Origin of the sequence: Paenibacillus massiliensis 2301065 = DSM 16942, from assembly GCF_000377505.1 — a bacterium.
In the GTDB taxonomy this organism is placed as follows: Bacteria; Bacillota; Bacilli; order Paenibacillales; family Paenibacillaceae; genus Paenibacillus; species Paenibacillus massiliensis.
Genome location: NZ_KB898199.1, coordinates 1 through 18,151 on the forward strand (window position 1 = coordinate 1; position 18,151 = coordinate 18,151).

The window sequence follows — 18,151 nt, forward strand, 5'->3', positions numbered from 1 at the left end:
AATGAAGCAACAGTAAGAAAGTATATTCGAGAGCAAGAAGCACACGATCAGGCAGTAGATAAGCTGAGTGTAAAAGAATACGAAGATCCATTCAGCAGTAATCGGAGCAAAAAGAAGTAAAACCAGTTTAACTGGTAAGTGAAAGAGACAAATAACAATGAGCCTGAACAGCCCTGCTGTCAGGCTAGCGTCTTTAGGCGCAGTTTGGCAACAGGGGGTTATACCCTAAGAGCAAACCACCCGTTGGACGGGTGGTCCTGATTGGTCAGCGATAGCAAATGCCCAGCTCAAGGAGTACGGCCTTTGGACTATGTGACTACGGGTCACGTGAGCAAATGCCTGATTAGGCTGTTTTTTGTCATAGTGCCCTGTCCTTGGCTCTGCATCCTACATAATGTATATCAAGCCCCTAGAGAAGGGAGGGGAATTAACGTGGGAGAAGTTAACCAAGGCTGTGGATATGGCGGATGGACATCGGTTGGTGCCATTCTGGTTCTGTTCATTTTGCTTGTTATCATCACTAAGGCTTTCTGTGTGTAAGGACTGTCAGAGAGGGCTAGATGAATAGCCAGTCATGGTTCTATGGCTGAGCGAATTTCAGAGTAGCAATATACACGCAGTAATCGGCAGCTTAGGGGATGTGTAGTCCCAGCAGATGGAATGGAGCCTCCAGTGAGTGTCTTCAGGATATCTAGGGAAATGGCTGCGCATCCCGGATCGGAGCGGGCAGCACGATTGAATGCATCTGTTGAAGCAGGCAGCGCCTCAAAGGCGAGGTCTGCTTTTTTCATGTTGGCGTTAATTATCATTAAGCATTGACTTTTCTGAAGGTACCATCTACACTTCATTTATTAAAATACTTTTAAAAACTAAATGGAATAGAGAATGTCTGAAATAGTCCAAGAAAGGAGGCTGCCCAGCAATATGAATCCCATCTCGCATAATACGCAGCAGGTGAAGCGGCTTAATGTGGAGCTGGTCAAAAATACGCTGCGCTCCATTGGTGTGGGTACCAAAGCGTCGGTTGCCAGCCTGACGAAGCTCAGTATCGCTACCTGCGGCACAATTCTGAACGAATTGCTCCAGACAGGAGAGATTATTGATCTTGGCCCAGATGAATCTAGCGGAGGAAGACCTGCAAGTCGTTATCAATTCAACGCAGACTACGGTAGTGTCCTCTGTCTAATCATCCGTACAGAAGGTGGCATACACTCGATCTCGCATACCTTGGCCAATCTGAATGGAGAGATTATAGATGAGCAGAGTGTCATTATGGAGAGCATTACGCTAGCTATCGTAGAAGCTCTAATCAATAAGCTAATGGATCAATATCAACATGTGCAGGCCATCGGTATCGGCATTCCAGGTGTAGCGCATAACGGTGTTATTGGTCTTTGTGATGTCCCTGAGCTGGTTGATCAGCCGCTAGGTCCACGGCTCAGGGAGCAGTACGCAGATGTGGAAGTGATCATTGGCAACGATATGAACCTGACCGTGTATGGTCTGTACAATCAGCAGCAATTTGCAGAGGAGACGAATTTTGCAGTCGTAACTTTTCCAAAATCTCATTTTCCAGGGGCAGGCTTCATGATTGAGGGGCATCCACTCTCGGGTAGCACCCATTTTGGAGGTGAGGTGTCATTTCTGCCCTTTGGTGTGTCGAGGGAGGAGCAGCTACGTCTGCTTAATACAAGAGAGGGCTTGCGCATGCTGGTCGGAAAGACGCTGGTATCTATTATCGCGATTATCAATCCGGCTGCAATCGTAATTACTGGCGACACGATCGACGAGTCTATGTTGGATGAACTCACGCAAGACTGCTTGACTATGATCCCGCAAGAGCATATGCCGAACCTCATCATTCGCAAAGATACTGCAAGTGAATATGTCGCCGGACTCATTGCTGTGGCCTTGGAAAGTCTGACGTATCGTATGGAGCGAATTGAGAAGAGATGGTAATATCTAAGGACAACTGGAGGGACTTATTTTGAATTCCGAACCACAGGCACGAAAGTTCAATAAGCTATACGCCATGCAACTGGCTACCATCTTTTTGGGATTCATAGTTTTTGGGATCTCGGAAAATGTAAAAGGGCCTGCAATTCCGCGTATTCAGTTCGACTTCCATCTTGATGAGAAGCAACTGGGAACGTTACTGTCCCTGAATGCGTTGGGATATCTGATTGCTTGCTCGTTCACAGCTATATTGGTCCGCAAATGGGGGATCAAGGCAGTGAGCGTGCTTGCTTTTGCGTCCATGATTTTGTCAGGAGTATTTATTTACTTATCTCATACATATCCGCTCTTTGCTTCTTCATATTTCTTTATGTATATCGGGAACGGCATGCTGGAGATCGCACTGGCCATCCTTGGCGCGCGAATTTTCGTGAAGAATACGGGGATGATGATGAATCTCTCTCATTTCTTCTACGGTCTTAGTTCAACCGTCGCACCGCTACTGGCGACCGGGGTCATGTCCTTGACCGTGTTCGGACATGTGCTGGACTGGCGTGGCATGTATCTGGTTACGCTGTCACTGTGTCTGTTGCCGATTATTGCGGCACTACGAAGTACATTTCCTGGTGATGATCTGCCACATGAGGATCGGGTATCACTCAAGCAGCTTACTCGTGATCCTGTTCTGTGGCTTGTAGTTATGATCCTATCGTTCGGTGTCGTATCCGAAATGGCGGTGGGAGGCTGGCTCGTCAACTTTCTGGAGAAGGCCTACGCTTGGGATACGGTCAAAGCCTCGGGTATGCTGTCAGCTTTCTTTCTGACCTTTTCACTAGGAAGATTATTGCTTGGGCCACTGACTGACCGGATCGGATTCGTCCTCTCGCTTATTCTGTTTTCCGCTTTCTCGGCGATCTGCACATTCGTGGCGATTGCTGGTGGAGAAGGGATGGCCTTCCTATTTGCGGTATCCGGCGCAGGTATTGCTATAATCTACCCGACAGTCATGGCGCTGATTGCCAAAAGATATCCTCATGGCAGCGATACAGCAATTACATTCACGGTTACGCTCATGGGAATCGGCAGTGTCATCGGCAACTATGTGATTGGTTGGGTCATTGATGCCTTCAAAGCTGCGTATGGTGAGACAACGGAGCTTGGCTTGCTGCGGGGACTGCAGGCAGGATACGGCTTCATTGGCTTGTGTGCGGCGATCTGCTCTGTGTCTGGTGTGATATTGTATGTGTATTTGAAGCGCAGACAGCAATTGATCTAGTATAATGCTCCACATAACCCTCGTGCTTCTGGACGCATACGATATTGGACAAATGAAGGATCATTTCCTTTCTTGAATGATTGCATCTGATGTACCATCGTGATATGTTACTAATGTTATAACGCCTATCTGACGATATAATATTAGTCACATTGAAGAAGCGCATAAAGAGCTAAGGAGACATGAGTTATGAGGGTACATGAGTTTATCATTCAAGGTGATCTGGACAGAGAGGACATGATCCGTATTTGTACGGACGCTTCCCGCTTTGCAGCAAGGATTACACTTCAATATAGAGATGAGAACGGTGAACGAATTGTAGATGTGAAAAGTCTGCTCGGAATGATGCTGATTGCAATCCCTGCTGGTACGTCGGCACGTCTCATCACGGTCGGCATGGATGATCTGGAAGCACTGGAGTATTTGCTGCCAGAGTTCGAAGGTCATGCTGAGATGTATGTGTAGATTGTAGGACTTGAGAAGAAGGGCCAGTCACAGGCTACGTACTCTGGAGGTCACGATATTCGTTGGAGAATGTTGTGATACCGGAGGGCGTGCATGGGACTGGCTTTTTTCACCATCATTCTGCTTAGATAGTCAACTTATAGAGACGAACCGCTCATTAACTACTTTTTTCTATAGAATGTATAACTTTAACTATAGGCTTAAGAACATCCCTGCTGGATTGGTTTAGGGGTTGTAAGGGCAGAGGGAGGCTAGGGCTCGAGATCAACCCACTGATCTCTGCTGCTGCGGCAACAACACGAAGGCTGCCAAATTGGCGGAATAAAGACCACAGCGGTTCAAAGCATGCGGCGATTTGATGTGACTCTTCAGCATACCCCTCCAAGGCTAATCGGGTCATTCTGCGGCATGTCTTCGGGAATAATCCACCTAGAACGGAATACCACACCTCGCAGCCTGCGAGTAAGCCGGTGAATGCAGACGGGTCACTGCTCACACCGATCGTAACATGGGACGGAATGAGCGATCGCAATGTGTCAACTCGGGCTTTGGCTGCTTCTGGTTCAGGAGGAACTCCAGGGATTTTAATGGAGTGGACGTGAGGAAGCCTAGCAATGCGACCATGCAACTCATCACTAAAATGAACATGAGTAGTACTTGGATTATCATATACGCAAAGCGGAACGGAGAGAGTGCGCGTCACGTCCTCATAGAGTGCATATACTTCATCGTGTGATAGTGCATGATAAGAAACCGGGGCTAGCAACACAGCACTTACTCCTGCTTGTTGGGCGTCTTCTGCGAGCCGAAGTACATCAAGTGTACGAATTGCACTTATACTTCCCATCACAGGAATACCATTGGCTGAGTCAACAGCTAGCTTCAAAGTACGAAAACGCTCTTCACGGTTCAGATAAGCGTAGTTTCCGGTCGAGCCTAAGGCACCAATGGAATCTACACCCGCATCAACCAGTCGGTGAATCAGGTTCACATATTCTTTTTCTTTAATGCCATCCTCGTTCATTGGGGTCAGAGGAAAAGCGGATAGACCATTGAACATCTGGCACAGCTCCTTTGAATGTTAACTATCAAAATACAAGCAAATTATAAAAAAAAATTGGATGTACTTAAAGAGCCAATTCGGTAATAAAAAGCTGGTCCAGTTTAATCTGGCCGCTGATAGAAGAAGGAGCGCTGGTAGGCAGAGCAAGATGAATAGTAAGGGTCAGTCATGCTGAAGTCATGTGATCTGGACGATGATTATGGGGGAGTAGTTGACATAATTGAGAATATACGATATTATACTATTTACCGTTATATATCTGATCTGTTAGCTCAGCTGGGAGAGCACTATCTTGACAGGGTAGGGGTCAGTGGTTCGAGCCCACTACAGATCATAGCCAGGAGCCCTTGCATTGCAAGGGTTTTTTCTTTTTTGTCTGAAGATTAAACTCCCTTGAAAATCTACTGTGGGGACATTTTGGGGACGAAACCTGATTTTAAGCATAAGCCTATGCCTATGCCTAAAGTGGACTTATTTCTAACGCTGTTCTCTCTTCTTTTCAATAAAAAAACACACCAAGATTAGCAAAGTGGTCGAAGCGCGTGTAGGCCAGCGCAGTGACATAGACGAGATCATTGACAGACTGACTGAGCTTCAGGACCTGCAGGCAGACATCCAGAGGCTGGACTTCATACTGGATAAGCTTGAAGAGTACAAGCCCTATGCTGCTACGTTGCTGAGATGGGTGTATGTCGAGGGCATGGAGCTGAAGGAGATTACAGAAAAATTAGAGCTTTCTGAGAGTACCGTAAGGCGTAGAATCCGCGTAGCAGAAGGGGAATACGCGATGTTGGCACGATAATGGAATAATATTAGCACGAAATTGATTCTAAATTGACTGAAAAATGACAAACATATGTTCTTGTTTGCCGTGTCAACCCATGATAAAATGATATTGTGAGAAAGTTGTAAGAGGCAGTCGTCAATAGACCAAACGTGCTGTTAGGCGGCTACCTCTTTACGTATCGGTGTAGCTCAATTGGCAGAGCGTGCTGGGCCCTGTAAAACAGATAGCAGAGATTCAGGTTCAAATCCTGATGCCGGTATTATTCATAACCTTAAGTCTTAGCCGCTTCCTAGTGAGGCGGTTATTTTATTTGCAGGAAGATTATCCCTCATATAGAATATAATCAATACTTGTCTAAGGGGGATATCTGAGATGAAGAAAATATCATTTGTAACGCTTATTGTAATAATGGTGTTTGCCATAATGCCTGTGTCGGCATCTGCATTTATGGGGAAAAGAGATGTTGTGGTAGACGGTTTCGCTTTATCTGGAGGGGCAATTAATAAGAATAGTACTACTTTTGTCCCGTTTCGAGAATTATTTACTGAATTAGGGCTAACAGTAGGGTATGATTCGAAGAGCAAAAAAGTAACAGGCACTAAGGGGGGACTTCATGTAACTTTCACTATAGGGAGCAAAAAAACAAACATAAACGGAGTAGATAAAATACTTCAAGTTGCGCCATTCAGTTCAAACGGAAAGGTTTATGTACCCTTACGTGTCGTATCGGAAGCGACAGACAGTACAGTTGTATATCTAAAGGACATAGACGTTGTGCTGGTAAACAGCCCATCTTTTGAGGGGACGAACTTTAGCTCTCAAAGTGGATCGTTAGTGATCACCAAAGAAGGGGAATTAGCTAAAACTAATTATTTAGTACTGATAGATTTTCTCAATTTCTCAAAGGAAGAAGAGATAGTTTTTGAAAAAGATATCTCAAATGGGAATGCCAGTGACTATAAAGTAACATTGACACCAGACGCGGTATTTGAATTAGCGGATTAAAGAGGTGCTATGAGAGTCAAAGATAAAGACAGAAAATGATCTAAATTCGAGCCACTCAATTGAGTGGCTCTTTATATTCTCTAGAAAGGAGCTGACCGAAATGGCGTTGACAGCCAAACAGAAGCTCCTTTCTAGAGAATACCTGGTTGACCTGAACGCCACGCAAACAGTAACTCAGTCATAGCCGATAACTCTTTCTGGTGTTAGAGCGGATACGCCTTTATCTTACTGGATTACAGGAGTCCTTCATTGTGAAGGGCTCTTTTTGCGTTCGGAAATATTTATTATCTTCTCCTATTGACATTTTTAATCCTATGTCCTGTTTTATTGGTATATCCCATGGGAGTTTTTATGGGTTTTAACATGAGAAGGGATTTGATATTATGTCACAAGTATTCACTGCTCATAAAACTATTCACGTTCTCGCTTCAAACCCTCACCCACCAAGAACAGAATATCGAGTAGCATGGGGAGAAGAGAATTGGAGTGACCAAATAGTTAGAGGGACAAAAGTGCAAATGGTTTATAACGGTCGTGTTGGAGGTCGCCTCAGTCCAACATTCCCAGATAATACACCTGACAAAGCGGCAGTTCTTAGAGCATTGGAGATGCTTGAGGCAGGACAGGGTGTTTCTTCTAAGTTAGAAAAGTTATTTATTTACACAGACTCTATCCCAGTAGGACAAGTGATTGATGATGAATACATGGATCGGGTTGAAGAAATAACGCATGAATACCATATTAATTCGCAACCACAGGCTGCCATAAGTAATCCAGTCTCTGTTGTACATCAGAAGACTATTGAACTTGGAATTGATAAAAAGAATGAGTTTAGACATGTTGCGCTTGTCTATGAGGTAACACTCTAAACCAGCTTGCTCTATAATTCATTAGCATCCTTCGGGATGTTTTTTATATTGCACAGGTGTAGGAAAGCTGGGCCGTTCCCGCTGCCCTTGGAAGGCAGAGACCGCAGGTTCGAATCCTGCCGCCTATATTATTTCATAACCTTCTCCCTTGCCGCTTCTCAGGGGACAGTTTCTCTTTTAGAGGAAAATGCTTCCTTACGTCGAATTATGGTGCAAAGGAGGAGAGCAAATGGATAACTGGGCTAATGACAATGAGAAAGTTAAAGGGATTCCGACCGCTATTGGGAAACTATGCGGTGATAAAATCGAATGGGAGTTAAAGGTTATAATCGTAACCCCAATAGTTATCGAATTAACTGCTAATAATTTGACTAAAATAATAACATATGAGGGAATTGAGGATGCTGAGCGATATATTCTATTTAATTTTTTGATCCCTCAAAGAAAAAAGAGGATTTGTTACAAGCAGCATTTCATCGAATCCTAACTGAAGAATTCCAAATAAAAATTGAAGAGAATTAAGGCATCCTTCGGGATGTTTTTTCTTTTACATACAGTTTGAGAGAGGAGCTGATCTGTGTGGCATTGACAGCCAAACAACAGAAATTTGCAGATGAATACCTGATAGACCTCAATGCCACGCAGGCAGCTATCAGGGCAGACTATAGCAGTAAAACGGCAAAAGAGATAGGTTGCGAGAATCTAACAAAACCTAACATTCGCGCGTACATTGATGAGCGTATGGCCATATTATCCCGAAGAACAGGGGTTAACCAGGAACGGATTATGAGGGAATTGGCCCGTGTAGCCTTTTTGGATCCTACGAAGTTGGTTGATATGGACAGTGCAGCACTCAAGGAAGATACCAGCGATGATGACCGTGCAGCTATAGCTTCAGTCAAGGTTAAGACCATGAAGGGCGACGTTGATATGGTCGAGCGCGAGGTGAAATTCGCCGATAAGCTGAAGGCGCTGGAGCTACTTGGCAAGCGCTTCGGCATGTGGATTGATAAGCAGCAGATAGACGTTCAGGGCGCCGTCCAGATCGTGGATGATATTCCGAAGGGGCCTGACAGCTCATGACTGCACTCAGTTCGCTGATAGCGCCGAGCTTCTACAGTGTGCACCATGCACTGAAGGAGGACCGGTATACTCACTACTGGCTTAAGGGTGGACGTGGTAGTACGAAATCGTCCTTTATCAGTCTGGAGATCATACTCGGAATCATGAGGGATCCGAACGCGAATGGCGTAGCCTTGCGTAAGGTCAAAGAGAACCTACGTGAGAGTGTGTATGAGCAGCTACTATGGGCCATTGAGGCGCTAGGGGTATCCCATCTTTGGCATGACAGTGTAAGCCCTATGAGTCTAACATATACACCTACGGGATAAAAGATCTTATTCCGTGGTGCCGATAAGCCAAAAAAGGTAAAGTCAAGTAAGCTGCGGCACGGGTACAACAAGTATGTTTGGTATGAAGAGTTTGACGAGTTTGACGGAATGGAAGCTGTTCGGACTATCAACCAGACGTTTCTACGCGGCGGCGAGACGTTCACCGTATTCTACAGCTATAACCCGCCACAGAGTCAGCGAAACTGGGTGAATGCTGAAGTGACAGAACAGCGTTCGGATCGGCTGGTACACCATAGCACCTATGAGACTGTACCTCGGCAATGGCCGGGTGAACAGTTTTTTGTTGAGGCTGAGCATCTGAAGAGTACTAAGTTCGGCAAATATGAGCATGAATATCTGGGCAAAGTGACGGGGACCGGAGGGGAGATATTCACGAATCTCACATTCCGGGAGATTACCGACGACGAAATCCGCATCTTTGACCAGATTCGCCGTGGCGTTGACTTTGGCTTTGCGAAGGACCCAGCACATTACGGGACAATGCATTATGACAAGACCCGTCAGTGACTGTATATCTTCCACGAACTGCATAAGATGCAGTGCCGATCACATCAAGGCAGAGAACCCGAATAATGGAATGGTAACTGCCGATTCCGCTGAGCCGAAGTCTATCGCTGAAATCAAGGGATACGGCGTTCGGATTAAAGGGGCCAAGAAGGGTCCCGATTCCGTGGAGTACGGCATTAAGTTCCTGCAGGATCTGATTGAGATTATCATTGACCTGGTACGCTGCCCGAACACCAAGCGGGAATTCTACGGGTACGAGTTGGAGCCTGACAGTAATGGTGGCTTCAAGGCAGGCTACCCAGACAAGGATAATCACAGTATCGACATGACGCGTTATGAGCTGGAAGATAATATGTCAAGAGGCGGCGTGTCCTTCAGGAAATAAGAGAGGAGGAAGCACATGAGCACACTACAGGAGATCCTAGAGAATCTGGATGCCAATGCACCGATGTCATTGCAGGAGATCATCCGGGAGGAAGTCAGCACATGGATGGCATCCGAGGAACGTAAGCGGATGCTAGAGGGCTCCGCGCTGGGGCAAAATACCGAATCACAATATCCGAGACCAAGGAGTAGATGGGACGAGATCCGATAGTGTAGGTGATAATTTCACCGTTAAACAAGTCCAATACGGGAGATAGGTACAGCTTCTGACCCAACAACTTAAACTCCGTAATGTCGGTAACCCACTTCTCATTTGGCTTTTGCGCCTGAAAATGGCGGTCAAGCAGGTTTGGGGCTATTTTACCTACAGTTCCTTTGTATGAACGGTATTTCTTCATTCGAACTACGCATTTCAAACCTAACTCCTTCATGATACGCTGCACTTTTTTATGATTAACCCGATAGTCGCGATTTAAGAGCTCATCACGTATTCGACGATAGCCGTAAAGGCCCTTATGTTCCTCATAGATGTCTTGAATCATTGACTTCAGTTCTGCATCTGGGTCAGGCTTGTCCAATTGCTTCAACCAGTAATAAAACGTGCTTCGAGGGATGTCTGCCAGTCGTAGTAATGCCATCACCGGAAATTCAAGCCTTAATTCATAGACTACTTGCGCTTTGTCTTGTTTGGTGATTTTTCCTTGTTTTGAACTAAGGCATTCAACTTTTTTAGATATGCGTTTTCCATCCGCAAACGTTCTAGTTCGGCCTGTAATGCTTCAATTGATCCTTGCGCAGGCTTATTCTGATTAGATCCGTTATTCTGTTTATCTGCCATGATACGACGCCCCTTTTTCTTTGGTATTAGGGCGTCGCTACCATATTCATTATATTCACTGCGCCACCTTCGAATAACCCCTGGTGAAGAGATATTGAAGATCACAGCAGCTTCATTTGGAGACGTCCCGTTCTCATTCATATAGTTGAGTACGTCTAGTTTAAATGGCATGGAGTAGGCTGTATAGCTTTTTTCAAAGGCTTTTAAACCGTGATATTCGTATTGCTTGATCCACATACGCAAAACTTCATGATTCACGCCTAAAGCCTTGGCAATGCTCTTTGCCCCAGCAGACCCCGAAAGATATTGATTGATCGCTTCTTTTTTTAATTCTAAATTAAATTTGGACAAAAAAACTGCACCTCCAACTGTTAGATGGTGTCTAACAATTGGGGTGCAGTTCAGGCTTGGCCTCACTGCTCTTTGTTTTGGGGACGAATTGGGGACAGACTATAGGCCAAATGATATACTTCAGTCCACATGAGAACAAAATGCAAACGCCGTAAACCCTTGATATCAATGGGTTTTTAGAAGTTGTTCCAATTGAGATACATGACCCATCCCCTTTGACAGGGTAGGGGGTCAGTGGTTCGAGCCCACTACAGATCATAGCCAAGAGCCCTTGCATTGCAAGGGCTCTTTTCTTGATTAATTGCTCAAGAAGAGCTGGGCATGGATCTTTATGATTTCAAGCTGGAGCACATTAAGCAATTCCTGACATCATTCGTATAGCCGACCAGGAGAAGGAATACAAGAAGAACAATGGTATCGTCAGCCCTTCGATCAAGAAGGACTATAACGAACTTGTCACGAACAGCTATGTGGTGCGGCCCGCTAGAAATGTACGAACGAGGGATGCCAATGCTGCTGCGCACCCTGCCCTGATTAACCGTAGAATTGCAACGTTGGCCGAGTATTACGGCCGGAAGGGGCTTACTCCCACTAATATTCGTAATAGTGGCATGCTCAAGATGGCCAGAGATCTGTATGCGGAGAAGGGGAAATTGGGAGATATTGAGTTTAAACTGATCTGCGTTCATTACAATACTGGCATTACAGCTGCTGGCTACAACCTGAACCGCTTCAAGATTGATTTTCTCAATCATGACACGTTGAACCAGATCTATTCGTTGAACCTTTGAGGATAAAGCACAGGCTTTATTCTCTTTTTTGTGGTGTGAAATAGACAAGCTGAAAGTTAGTCTTTTATCTACCAAAACATCGGCGATTATGGAAGGGGATTATGTTACGATAAACAGGAACAGGTGTTCCTGTTTTTTTTATTTTCACATCAACTATTTAACATATAGCTTGGCTTCTGACATGAAGACGAAGGGACGACTTTTTGACTGGAAATTCCCTTCAATAGAGCTGATTATTCGCTTGTACCGCAAGGCTAATCAAGGGGGCTAGAAAATATGGAGAATGTAATTCAATTACTGGATATTGACAATAAATCGTTGGAGCTGATAGCTACTGTGGAGTTTTTGTTCACGACTGAGCATGAGATCGAACAGTTGCTGATGGATTGCATCGGGGCAAGCGAGGATCAGATTCATCAGTACCTCATTCATTATCGACAACAAAAGATCCGATTCACCCGCTATGCATCTTGCGAGGAGTTCGTGAAGGCATACACGGTAGACCAAGTACCAGCACTGGAACGGCTTTTTCAGGAGTATATTAGTCCGGCCAAGCTTGCGCGGTTTCATTGTGATGATCCTGAGGACATCTATTATCGACATAGCAAGAATATCGACATTCGTTTCAATCGATTCGCTATGTATTTTATGTGACTGATTTATGGAATGGGGAGATGGGCAGGATGCGAGATTTTAATATTGAGCGGTTTAATGAGCTGTACCTTTATTTGACGATGGATGATTGTGATTACGGTGAATTGCAGGAGCTGCGCGACAAGATTCATGACCTCCTGAACGTTGTGCTGGATAAAATGGAGGCATTCTGATGCGAGATTTGGGACTAGGCGAGTGCGAGGCATCTTAAGGGGGGACAGCTATGAATCAGCAAGAGCAGTGGATTGCGTTAAGCAGCGAGGAAGAAGAGGCCACCCATGTCAGAATTATGGAGAATCGATTTCATGTGCCGGTTACGATCGGAGCGATGTATGAGTTGAAAATAATCCACTATGGAGCGGCTTCAGTCGTCAGAAGTGAGCGGTATATTATTGACGATAACGGTGCAGATAATTTTTCCTTTGCGTTATGTTGCAAAAAAGAGTTCTATAAGAAGAGGGACTAGCCCTAACGAGTCATTTTAAATATGATATAAATTGTCTATGCTTATATATGAGAGAGTTTTGATAGATCTCAAGATTTAACTACTACAACCATGAAAGGTATGGTACTCCATATGAAAAAGTTCCTGTCCAACACATGGCCTATCCTGACGCTTGTCTGCGTGGCCTTGATTGCGGGTGGCATTACACTGGTGTATTTTCAAGGAAATAGTCTGCCCACGTCGGCTAGTCAAGTACAGCCTGCCCTTACGGATGCAGATCATGAGAATTACAATATCGTGACCGTAGAGGTCAAATCAGATGGCTTCTATCCTCGCAATATTGAAGTCGAGGCGGGTGTTCCTACCAAGATTAATTTCAAGAAAACGACGTCATCTACCTGCATTACAGATGTTACCTCCCCGGATATGTCGATGCTGCTCTATCTAGAGGGCAAGGACAATTATTTCACGGTGGAGGATTTGCAGCCAGGCACCTACAACTACAATTGTGGGATGTACATGTGCTTCGGTACAATTACCGTGATCTAACACCAATAAGCATCTCCAACCATGATCTGGGAGTGACCTGATCTGGATGGGGATGCTTATTGGTGTTACTAGTACCTTGACCTAGGTTATACAACCACTGCAAGTGGGGAGCCCTGCCGATCACTAAACCTAATTTCAGATTCGGTCAAAGTATCTAAAATACAAAAGTATCTAACCTACAATGGATGCGTGGCTATGCTTAGAGTTTAGCTCGCTTCCCTGAGCTAGACGCGAGCTCCTTGTGGAATAACAAAGGACACCGTCGTGCCTACATCCGGTTCGCTCAGGATGGACAAGCCCTGACCGTACAAATGAATGAGACGCCGGTTCGTATTGGCTATGCCGATGCCGTTCTTCTCATGCATCGATGTAGTCAGTAGTTGCTGTACCTGCTCCTCTGTCATGCCCTTGCCATTATCCTGTACCTCCACCTTAATGCCTCCCTGCACACGGGCAATGGTAAGCGTCAGTGTCCCACCTGCGGATCTGCTTAATAGTCCGTGTCTGACTGCATTTTCGACAAGAGGCTGTATGGAGAGCGGCGGTAGCATCAGCTCAATGGCTTGCCCCACATTCCATACGACAGACAGCCGTTCTCCGAAGCGCTCCTTCTCAATATAGAGGTAGGATTTGATTAGTTCCAGCTCATGGGACAGCTTCACAAGCTCGCCCGTATTGAGATAATTGAAGCTAATGCGCAGGAAGGAGGCAAATACATCTCCCAGCTTGCGCATTCTGTCCGTGTCAATATAGCTCAGCGCCATGACAGAGTTAAATGCATTGAACAGAAAGTGGGGCTGTATCTGTGCCTGAAGATAGGCTGCTTCAAGGCGCAGGCGTTCATTGATCGATTGCTTCAGCGAGATTAACGCCCGGATTCGATACTTCAGCTCCATAGCATCCACCGGTTTGGTAACATAATCATTTGCGCCGGAAGAGAAGCCTGCATAAATATCTGATGGCTGGGTCCGGGCTGTGAGCAGCAAGACAGGCAGCTCTGACATGGAATAACGCTCTCGTATCTGTTGAGTCAGCTCATACCCTGACATCTGCGGCATCATGACATCCGCTATGAGTAAATCCCATGGTCTGGTGTCCAATATTTCAAGGGCCTCTCGTGCCGAAGCTACTGATGTGATGCTATAAGGCTCGGAGGACAGCATGCTCTCCAGCACCTTTAGATTAATGGGATTATCATCTACAGCTAAAATAAGAGTATGACCTGCAGGCAATAGGGGTTGCACCTTGCCGTCTAGGATCTCCTGCTGCGAGGCAGCATCGGCAAACAAGGGAACATCAGTATCTGTCAGTCCTGCTGCTGCAAGCTCTTCCTGTCGATAGGCTGCTTCAGCCTCCACATGCTCGGACAATGCAGCATTATCAGGTGTCATATCACGGGTAGTAGCTACGGGCAGATTAAAGATAAATACGGAGCCCTTATCAGGCTCTGACTCGACGTAGAGTGTCCCTCCGTGAAGCTCGATTAGTTGCTTGCAAATACTGAGCCCCAGTCCCATTCCCTGTTCCCCCTCGCTTCCAGAGCCACCTTGCTCGTAAGGCAGGAAGATCCGACGCTGAAGCTCTTCATTCATTCCGATGCCCGTGTCACGGACAGAGACCAGGATCTGATCGCCCTGGTGACCAGCCTGTAACTCGGCTGAGACAATAATGGTCCCTTGCTCTGTGTACTTCAAAGCATTGTGCAATAGATTGTGCACGATTTGCACGAGCCTTTTCTCGTCGGCCATAACACTTGGCAGCGTATCTGGGATTTGAATCTGTAATTCAATGGGCTTGCGTTCCGTGATGAAGTTGAGCATGGCCGCAACTCCAGTCACAATGGATTGTACCTTAAGGGGCTGCCTCTCCAGCACAATGCGTTGCTCCTTCAGGCGCACGACATCGAGCAGGTCGTCAATCAATTGCGACATCCGGCGACTAATCGTAATGAGCAGCTTCATATCCTTCATACTGTTTGTGCTCAGTCTGTGCTTCTCTTGCTCTGCAAGATTATGGGCAATGTTCATAATGCCATGTAGAGGAGTCTTGAGCTCATGGGAGGTGTTCGCCAAGAACTGGTCCTTGAGCCGATCTGCGATCTGGAGCTGCTCATTCAGCCTCGCATTGGCTCTTGCATGCCGGAAATATTTATTGAACCAGTATGTAGAGAAGCCCGTAATCGCAACAATCAGATCGACTGGATAATATACGGTCGTTATATTCCGGGCGGACTCTTCTCCACTCCACATCAGATTAGACACCATGCCGCATATGCTGATGATGAGAAATACAATGTCGCGATCCATGTGCTGCTTGCTCAGCATGTTCCAGGTGATCATGACGAGCCATATAAATGCTATGTAAAACAGCGCATCGAAGATATAATACTGTACAATCCCGTAGCTGAAGGATACAGGTGTGACCAACAATACCGCAGTAACTACAGCACATACTGTAATAAATATTCGCAAGGCCACTGTCGAGGTCGGTCTGCTGGTGAACCTGCTGAAGAGCAATAGAATAAATACATTTTGCCATAATAGCAGAATTACTCTCAGCTTGTAGGCCCAGGAGTAATCAATGGGCAACCATAACAGCAGGATGTTATCATGTCCGATCAGAATGGCAATTCCTGTGCATAGCGTTAGCATGAAGGTATAGATCAAACTTCGCTCTCCAGCACTGATTAAGTAGAGAATCAAAGCATACAATCCGTGAAGTGCCAGCACGAGGAAAATGAAGATTTGCAGCCCGATCGAATACCAGCGAACATAATCTATAGCGGCCTGTGATCCAAACCTTACAGGAGCAGCGATTCCACCCTTGCCAGGACTATCGAAATTCGACATACGAATGACGAGTTCAACCGTATTGGTCGAATCTTTTTTCATCGAATAGGAAGGACTAAAGGATAGCTTGTGCGGGATATACTCCTCAGCTGTCGTAGCCACCTTACCCATAATTCCGGTCGTCTCCCCGTTAATCTCCACCTCGGCTGCTGCCTGCAGCTCCCTGAACCAGAAGGCAACGGGCTGATCCAAAGGGCCCGTGAGAATGCGTAAATGATAGGTTCCGTAGCCGTAGGATCGCTCCTTGTCCAGGTTCATGATATTTCCCCAATCACCCGGCACCTTAATGGCACTTGGGGTATATGCCTGAGATTGGATATCGCTTAGCGTGAGCAGTTCTCCAGGATAGAAATCCCACTCTCCATTTAAATAGAGAGCAGGGGCTTCCCCCAGATTCACATGCCGCAGGTCCAGAACACCATTCACGGGATGATAATCCTCGGATATTGGGAACAGCTGTGACCATGCCCAGCGCATTCCGAGGAGCAGAGCAAAGGTAACAATAATGACCGTTACAGATTTGAGATAGATTCCAGTAAACTTTTTCTGCTGGTGAATCATGGGATTGAAACTCGACATTCAGCAACCGTTCCCCTTTATATTATTATCTATTGGCAAGTATAACTCCGAAGAGTATAGTTAGATTTAAGGCATTTCTTATTCACGAATAGCATAATACATATTCATGAAAGGATATTTTTCTTGTATTAGGGAGCTGTCGAGCGAATGAAGATACTAATTATTGATGATGAAAAGCTGGCAATTGACTTCCTTGAACGACAACTGCTGCATATTCCGGGCATTGAGATTGCTGGCAAGTATACTGATGTTCATATGGGAAAGGAGCACGTCTTACAATCGGATGTAGACGTACTTTTTCTCGATATTAGTCTGCCAGAGATCAATGGTCTGGAGCTAGCAGAGCAAATTGCTACACATAAGCCCAATATCTCAATCGTGTTCGTTACGGCCTATAATGATTATGCTGTACAGGCCTATGAATTGGAAGCATTAGATTACGTGGTTAAGCCAGTTAGCGTAGAACGGCTGACCAAGACGATTGAGCGGATACAGAATCGAATGAGAAGTCAGCAGATCATGGTCGAGCCTCCCAAGCAGCTCAGTGGTCCCCGCATCATCGAGATGAAGCTATTCCGGCAGGTGATGATCGAGGAGGCAGGTGGCGAGCTCCGGTTGCTGCAGTGGCGGACCAACAAGGCACAGGAATTATTCATGTACCTCCTGCAGCATCGGGGGCGTCCCGTTCAAAAGTCGATGCTCATTGAAGTTCTGTGGCCAGAGCACGAGCTGGACAAAATATTAGGGCAGTTGTATAACACAGTGTATCATGTGCGCCAAGCCTTGAGGCCTTATCAGGATCATGTACGGCTGGAGACCGTATCCGAGGGTTATATTTTGCAGCTCCAGAATGTCCTGCTGGACGTAGATGAATGGAAGAAGCTGCAGGCTCTACTGACTGAGCCCTCAGCCAGTGTAGTACACGATTATGTTGCGGTTATGAACGGATACACTGGACATTATCTGGCTATGTATGATTATTGGTGGCTGGAAGCCGAGCGAGAGCGACTAAAGGAAGTCTGGCTTGATGTATCGTTTGCGCTTGCAAACTGGTATCGGGAGCAGGGTCTGATCAAGGAAGAGGAACAATGCTACTGGAAGATTGTGGAGATTATTCCGCACGAGGAAAGAGCTGGTTTTGCACTCATGCTCATCTATGCAACCCAGGGATTGAACACACGGGTTATACAGTGTTATAGCAGACTTAAGAACAGCATGTACGAGGAACTGGGGCTGGAGCCTAGTCCTCATATTACACATTGGTACGAGAAATGGCAAAAAGACATAGCTTTATCCATGAGTCAGCCCTGATCCGGCACGCCGGATTAGAGGCTGGCTTTTTTTGTATTTCGCAATGAAATGAACTAAAAA

Annotated in this window: 20 protein-coding genes, 3 tRNA genes and 3 pseudogenes; 22 read left to right on the forward strand and 4 right to left on the reverse strand. The window is 45.8% G+C overall.

The window, feature by feature from the left end; translation table 11 throughout:
• Both D328_RS29640 and D328_RS31375 read left to right on the forward strand, forming a co-directional pair.
• Window positions 1-120, forward strand: a pseudogene (locus D328_RS29640) (IS200/IS605 family transposase); the annotation flags it as partial.
• Window positions 121-432: 312 nt separating this feature from the next.
• Window positions 433-540 carry a hypothetical protein gene (locus D328_RS31375; RefSeq protein ID WP_018887476.1) on the forward strand — a complete coding sequence of 36 codons (108 nt, stop codon included), beginning with the start codon at window positions 433-435 and terminating at the stop codon, window positions 538-540.
• Window positions 541-572: 32 nt separating this feature from the next.
• Here the strand turns inward: D328_RS31375 and D328_RS31125 are convergent, their stop codons facing one another.
• Window positions 573-791, reverse strand: a complete 219-nt coding sequence (locus D328_RS31125) for a hypothetical protein (protein WP_154659301.1) — start codon at window positions 789-791, stop codon at window positions 573-575.
• A 133-nt stretch (window positions 792-924) separates the two neighbouring features.
• Between D328_RS31125 and D328_RS0123340 the strand changes: the two genes are divergently transcribed.
• From D328_RS0123340 to D328_RS0123350, 3 genes are all read left to right on the forward strand, one after another.
• Window positions 925-1,959, forward strand: coding sequence for an ROK family protein (locus D328_RS0123340; protein ID WP_018887477.1), 1,035 nt, complete (start codon window positions 925-927; stop codon window positions 1,957-1,959).
• Between the two features lie 73 nt (window positions 1,960-2,032).
• Entirely contained in the window at window positions 2,033-3,232 is a 1,200-nt protein-coding gene (locus D328_RS0123345; RefSeq protein ID WP_051091200.1) for an MFS transporter, read from the forward strand.
• Window positions 3,233-3,421: 189 nt separating this feature from the next.
• On the forward strand, window positions 3,422-3,697 hold the full coding sequence (locus D328_RS0123350) for an HPr family phosphocarrier protein (RefSeq protein WP_018887479.1): 276 nt from the start codon (window positions 3,422-3,424) through the stop codon (window positions 3,695-3,697).
• 157 nt (window positions 3,698-3,854) lie between these two features.
• Here D328_RS0123350 and D328_RS0123355 read toward each other — a convergent pair whose 3' ends face one another.
• On the reverse strand, window positions 3,855-4,757 hold the full coding sequence (locus D328_RS0123355; protein ID WP_018887480.1) for a dihydrodipicolinate synthase family protein: 903 nt from the start codon (window positions 4,755-4,757) through the stop codon (window positions 3,855-3,857).
• 264 nt (window positions 4,758-5,021) lie between these two features.
• Between D328_RS0123355 and D328_RS0123360 the strand changes: the two genes are divergently transcribed.
• The 11 genes and pseudogenes from D328_RS0123360 to D328_RS31930 all read left to right on the forward strand — a co-directional run bounded on the left by D328_RS0123360 (window position 5,022) and on the right by D328_RS31930 (window position 9,935).
• A tRNA-Val gene (locus tag D328_RS0123360) sits at window positions 5,022-5,094 on the forward strand.
• A 195-nt stretch (window positions 5,095-5,289) separates the two neighbouring features.
• Window positions 5,290-5,562: an antiterminator Q family protein gene (locus D328_RS29645; RefSeq protein WP_018887481.1), complete on the forward strand. Its 273-nt coding sequence runs from the start codon at window positions 5,290-5,292 to the stop codon at window positions 5,560-5,562.
• A gap of 162 nt (window positions 5,563-5,724) precedes the next feature.
• Window positions 5,725-5,806 (forward strand) — tRNA-OTHER (locus tag D328_RS0123370).
• Between the two features lie 113 nt (window positions 5,807-5,919).
• Entirely contained in the window at window positions 5,920-6,552 is a 633-nt protein-coding gene (locus D328_RS0123375) for a copper amine oxidase N-terminal domain-containing protein (protein ID WP_018887482.1), read from the forward strand.
• Between the two features lie 383 nt (window positions 6,553-6,935).
• Window positions 6,936-7,421, forward strand: a complete 486-nt coding sequence (locus D328_RS30450; RefSeq protein WP_018887483.1) for a hypothetical protein — start codon at window positions 6,936-6,938, stop codon at window positions 7,419-7,421.
• Between the two features lie 52 nt (window positions 7,422-7,473).
• Window positions 7,474-7,549: transfer RNA gene (locus D328_RS0123390), tRNA-Pro, on the forward strand.
• A 101-nt stretch (window positions 7,550-7,650) separates the two neighbouring features.
• Window positions 7,651-7,908: a hypothetical protein gene (locus tag D328_RS0123395; protein WP_018887484.1), complete on the forward strand. Its 258-nt coding sequence runs from the start codon at window positions 7,651-7,653 to the stop codon at window positions 7,906-7,908.
• A 92-nt stretch (window positions 7,909-8,000) separates the two neighbouring features.
• Entirely contained in the window at window positions 8,001-8,504 is a 504-nt protein-coding gene (locus D328_RS0123400) for a terminase small subunit (protein WP_018887485.1), read from the forward strand.
• A pseudogene (locus D328_RS30455) lies at window positions 8,501-9,340 on the forward strand (PBSX family phage terminase large subunit). The gene D328_RS0123400 and the pseudogene D328_RS30455 overlap by 4 nt, the downstream one beginning before the upstream one ends.
• Window positions 9,321-9,725 (forward strand): terminase large subunit, encoded by a 405-nt coding sequence (locus D328_RS31665; RefSeq protein WP_233426239.1) that lies wholly within the window; start codon window positions 9,321-9,323, stop codon window positions 9,723-9,725. Before D328_RS30455 ends, D328_RS31665 begins: the two are co-directional and overlap by 20 nt.
• 15 nt (window positions 9,726-9,740) lie before the next feature.
• On the forward strand, window positions 9,741-9,935 hold the full coding sequence (locus D328_RS31930; protein ID WP_018887486.1) for a hypothetical protein: 195 nt from the start codon (window positions 9,741-9,743) through the stop codon (window positions 9,933-9,935).
• Here the strand turns inward: D328_RS31930 and D328_RS31670 are convergent.
• Window positions 9,892-10,913, reverse strand: a pseudogene (locus D328_RS31670) (IS3 family transposase); the annotation flags it as partial. The gene D328_RS31930 and the pseudogene D328_RS31670 sit on opposite strands and share 44 nt — an antisense overlap.
• Before the next feature lie 377 nt (window positions 10,914-11,290).
• On the opposite strand from D328_RS31670, the gene D328_RS0123435 reads away from it, so the two are divergent.
• The 5 genes from D328_RS0123435 to D328_RS0123455 all read left to right on the forward strand — a co-directional run bounded on the left by D328_RS0123435 (window position 11,291) and on the right by D328_RS0123455 (window position 13,352).
• Complete coding sequence (locus D328_RS0123435; RefSeq protein WP_407667812.1) at window positions 11,291-11,704, forward strand: phage lytic cycle repressor MrpR family protein; 414 nt, start codon at window positions 11,291-11,293, stop codon at window positions 11,702-11,704.
• Between the two features lie 276 nt (window positions 11,705-11,980).
• Window positions 11,981-12,358 carry a hypothetical protein gene (locus tag D328_RS0123440; RefSeq protein WP_018887489.1) on the forward strand — a complete coding sequence of 126 codons (378 nt, stop codon included), beginning with the start codon at window positions 11,981-11,983 and terminating at the stop codon, window positions 12,356-12,358.
• A gap of 29 nt (window positions 12,359-12,387) precedes the next feature.
• Window positions 12,388-12,531, forward strand: coding sequence for a hypothetical protein (locus D328_RS31300; RefSeq protein ID WP_018887490.1), 144 nt, complete (start codon window positions 12,388-12,390; stop codon window positions 12,529-12,531).
• 50 nt (window positions 12,532-12,581) lie between these two features.
• The gene (locus tag D328_RS0123450) at window positions 12,582-12,824 is read left to right on the forward strand and encodes a hypothetical protein (RefSeq protein ID WP_018887491.1); all 243 of its coding nucleotides are present in this window, start codon (window positions 12,582-12,584) and stop codon (window positions 12,822-12,824) included.
• A 111-nt stretch (window positions 12,825-12,935) separates the two neighbouring features.
• Complete coding sequence (locus D328_RS0123455) at window positions 12,936-13,352, forward strand: cupredoxin domain-containing protein (RefSeq protein WP_018887492.1); 417 nt, start codon at window positions 12,936-12,938, stop codon at window positions 13,350-13,352.
• A gap of 224 nt (window positions 13,353-13,576) precedes the next feature.
• Here D328_RS0123455 and D328_RS0123460 read toward each other — a convergent pair whose 3' ends face one another.
• Window positions 13,577-16,780: a hybrid sensor histidine kinase/response regulator gene (locus D328_RS0123460; protein WP_018887493.1), complete on the reverse strand. Its 3,204-nt coding sequence runs from the start codon at window positions 16,778-16,780 to the stop codon at window positions 13,577-13,579.
• Between the two features lie 147 nt (window positions 16,781-16,927).
• Between D328_RS0123460 and D328_RS0123465 the strand changes: the two genes are divergently transcribed.
• Window positions 16,928-18,091, forward strand: coding sequence for a response regulator (locus D328_RS0123465; RefSeq protein WP_018887494.1), 1,164 nt, complete (start codon window positions 16,928-16,930; stop codon window positions 18,089-18,091).
• The last annotated feature ends 60 nt before the right edge of the window (window positions 18,092-18,151 follow it).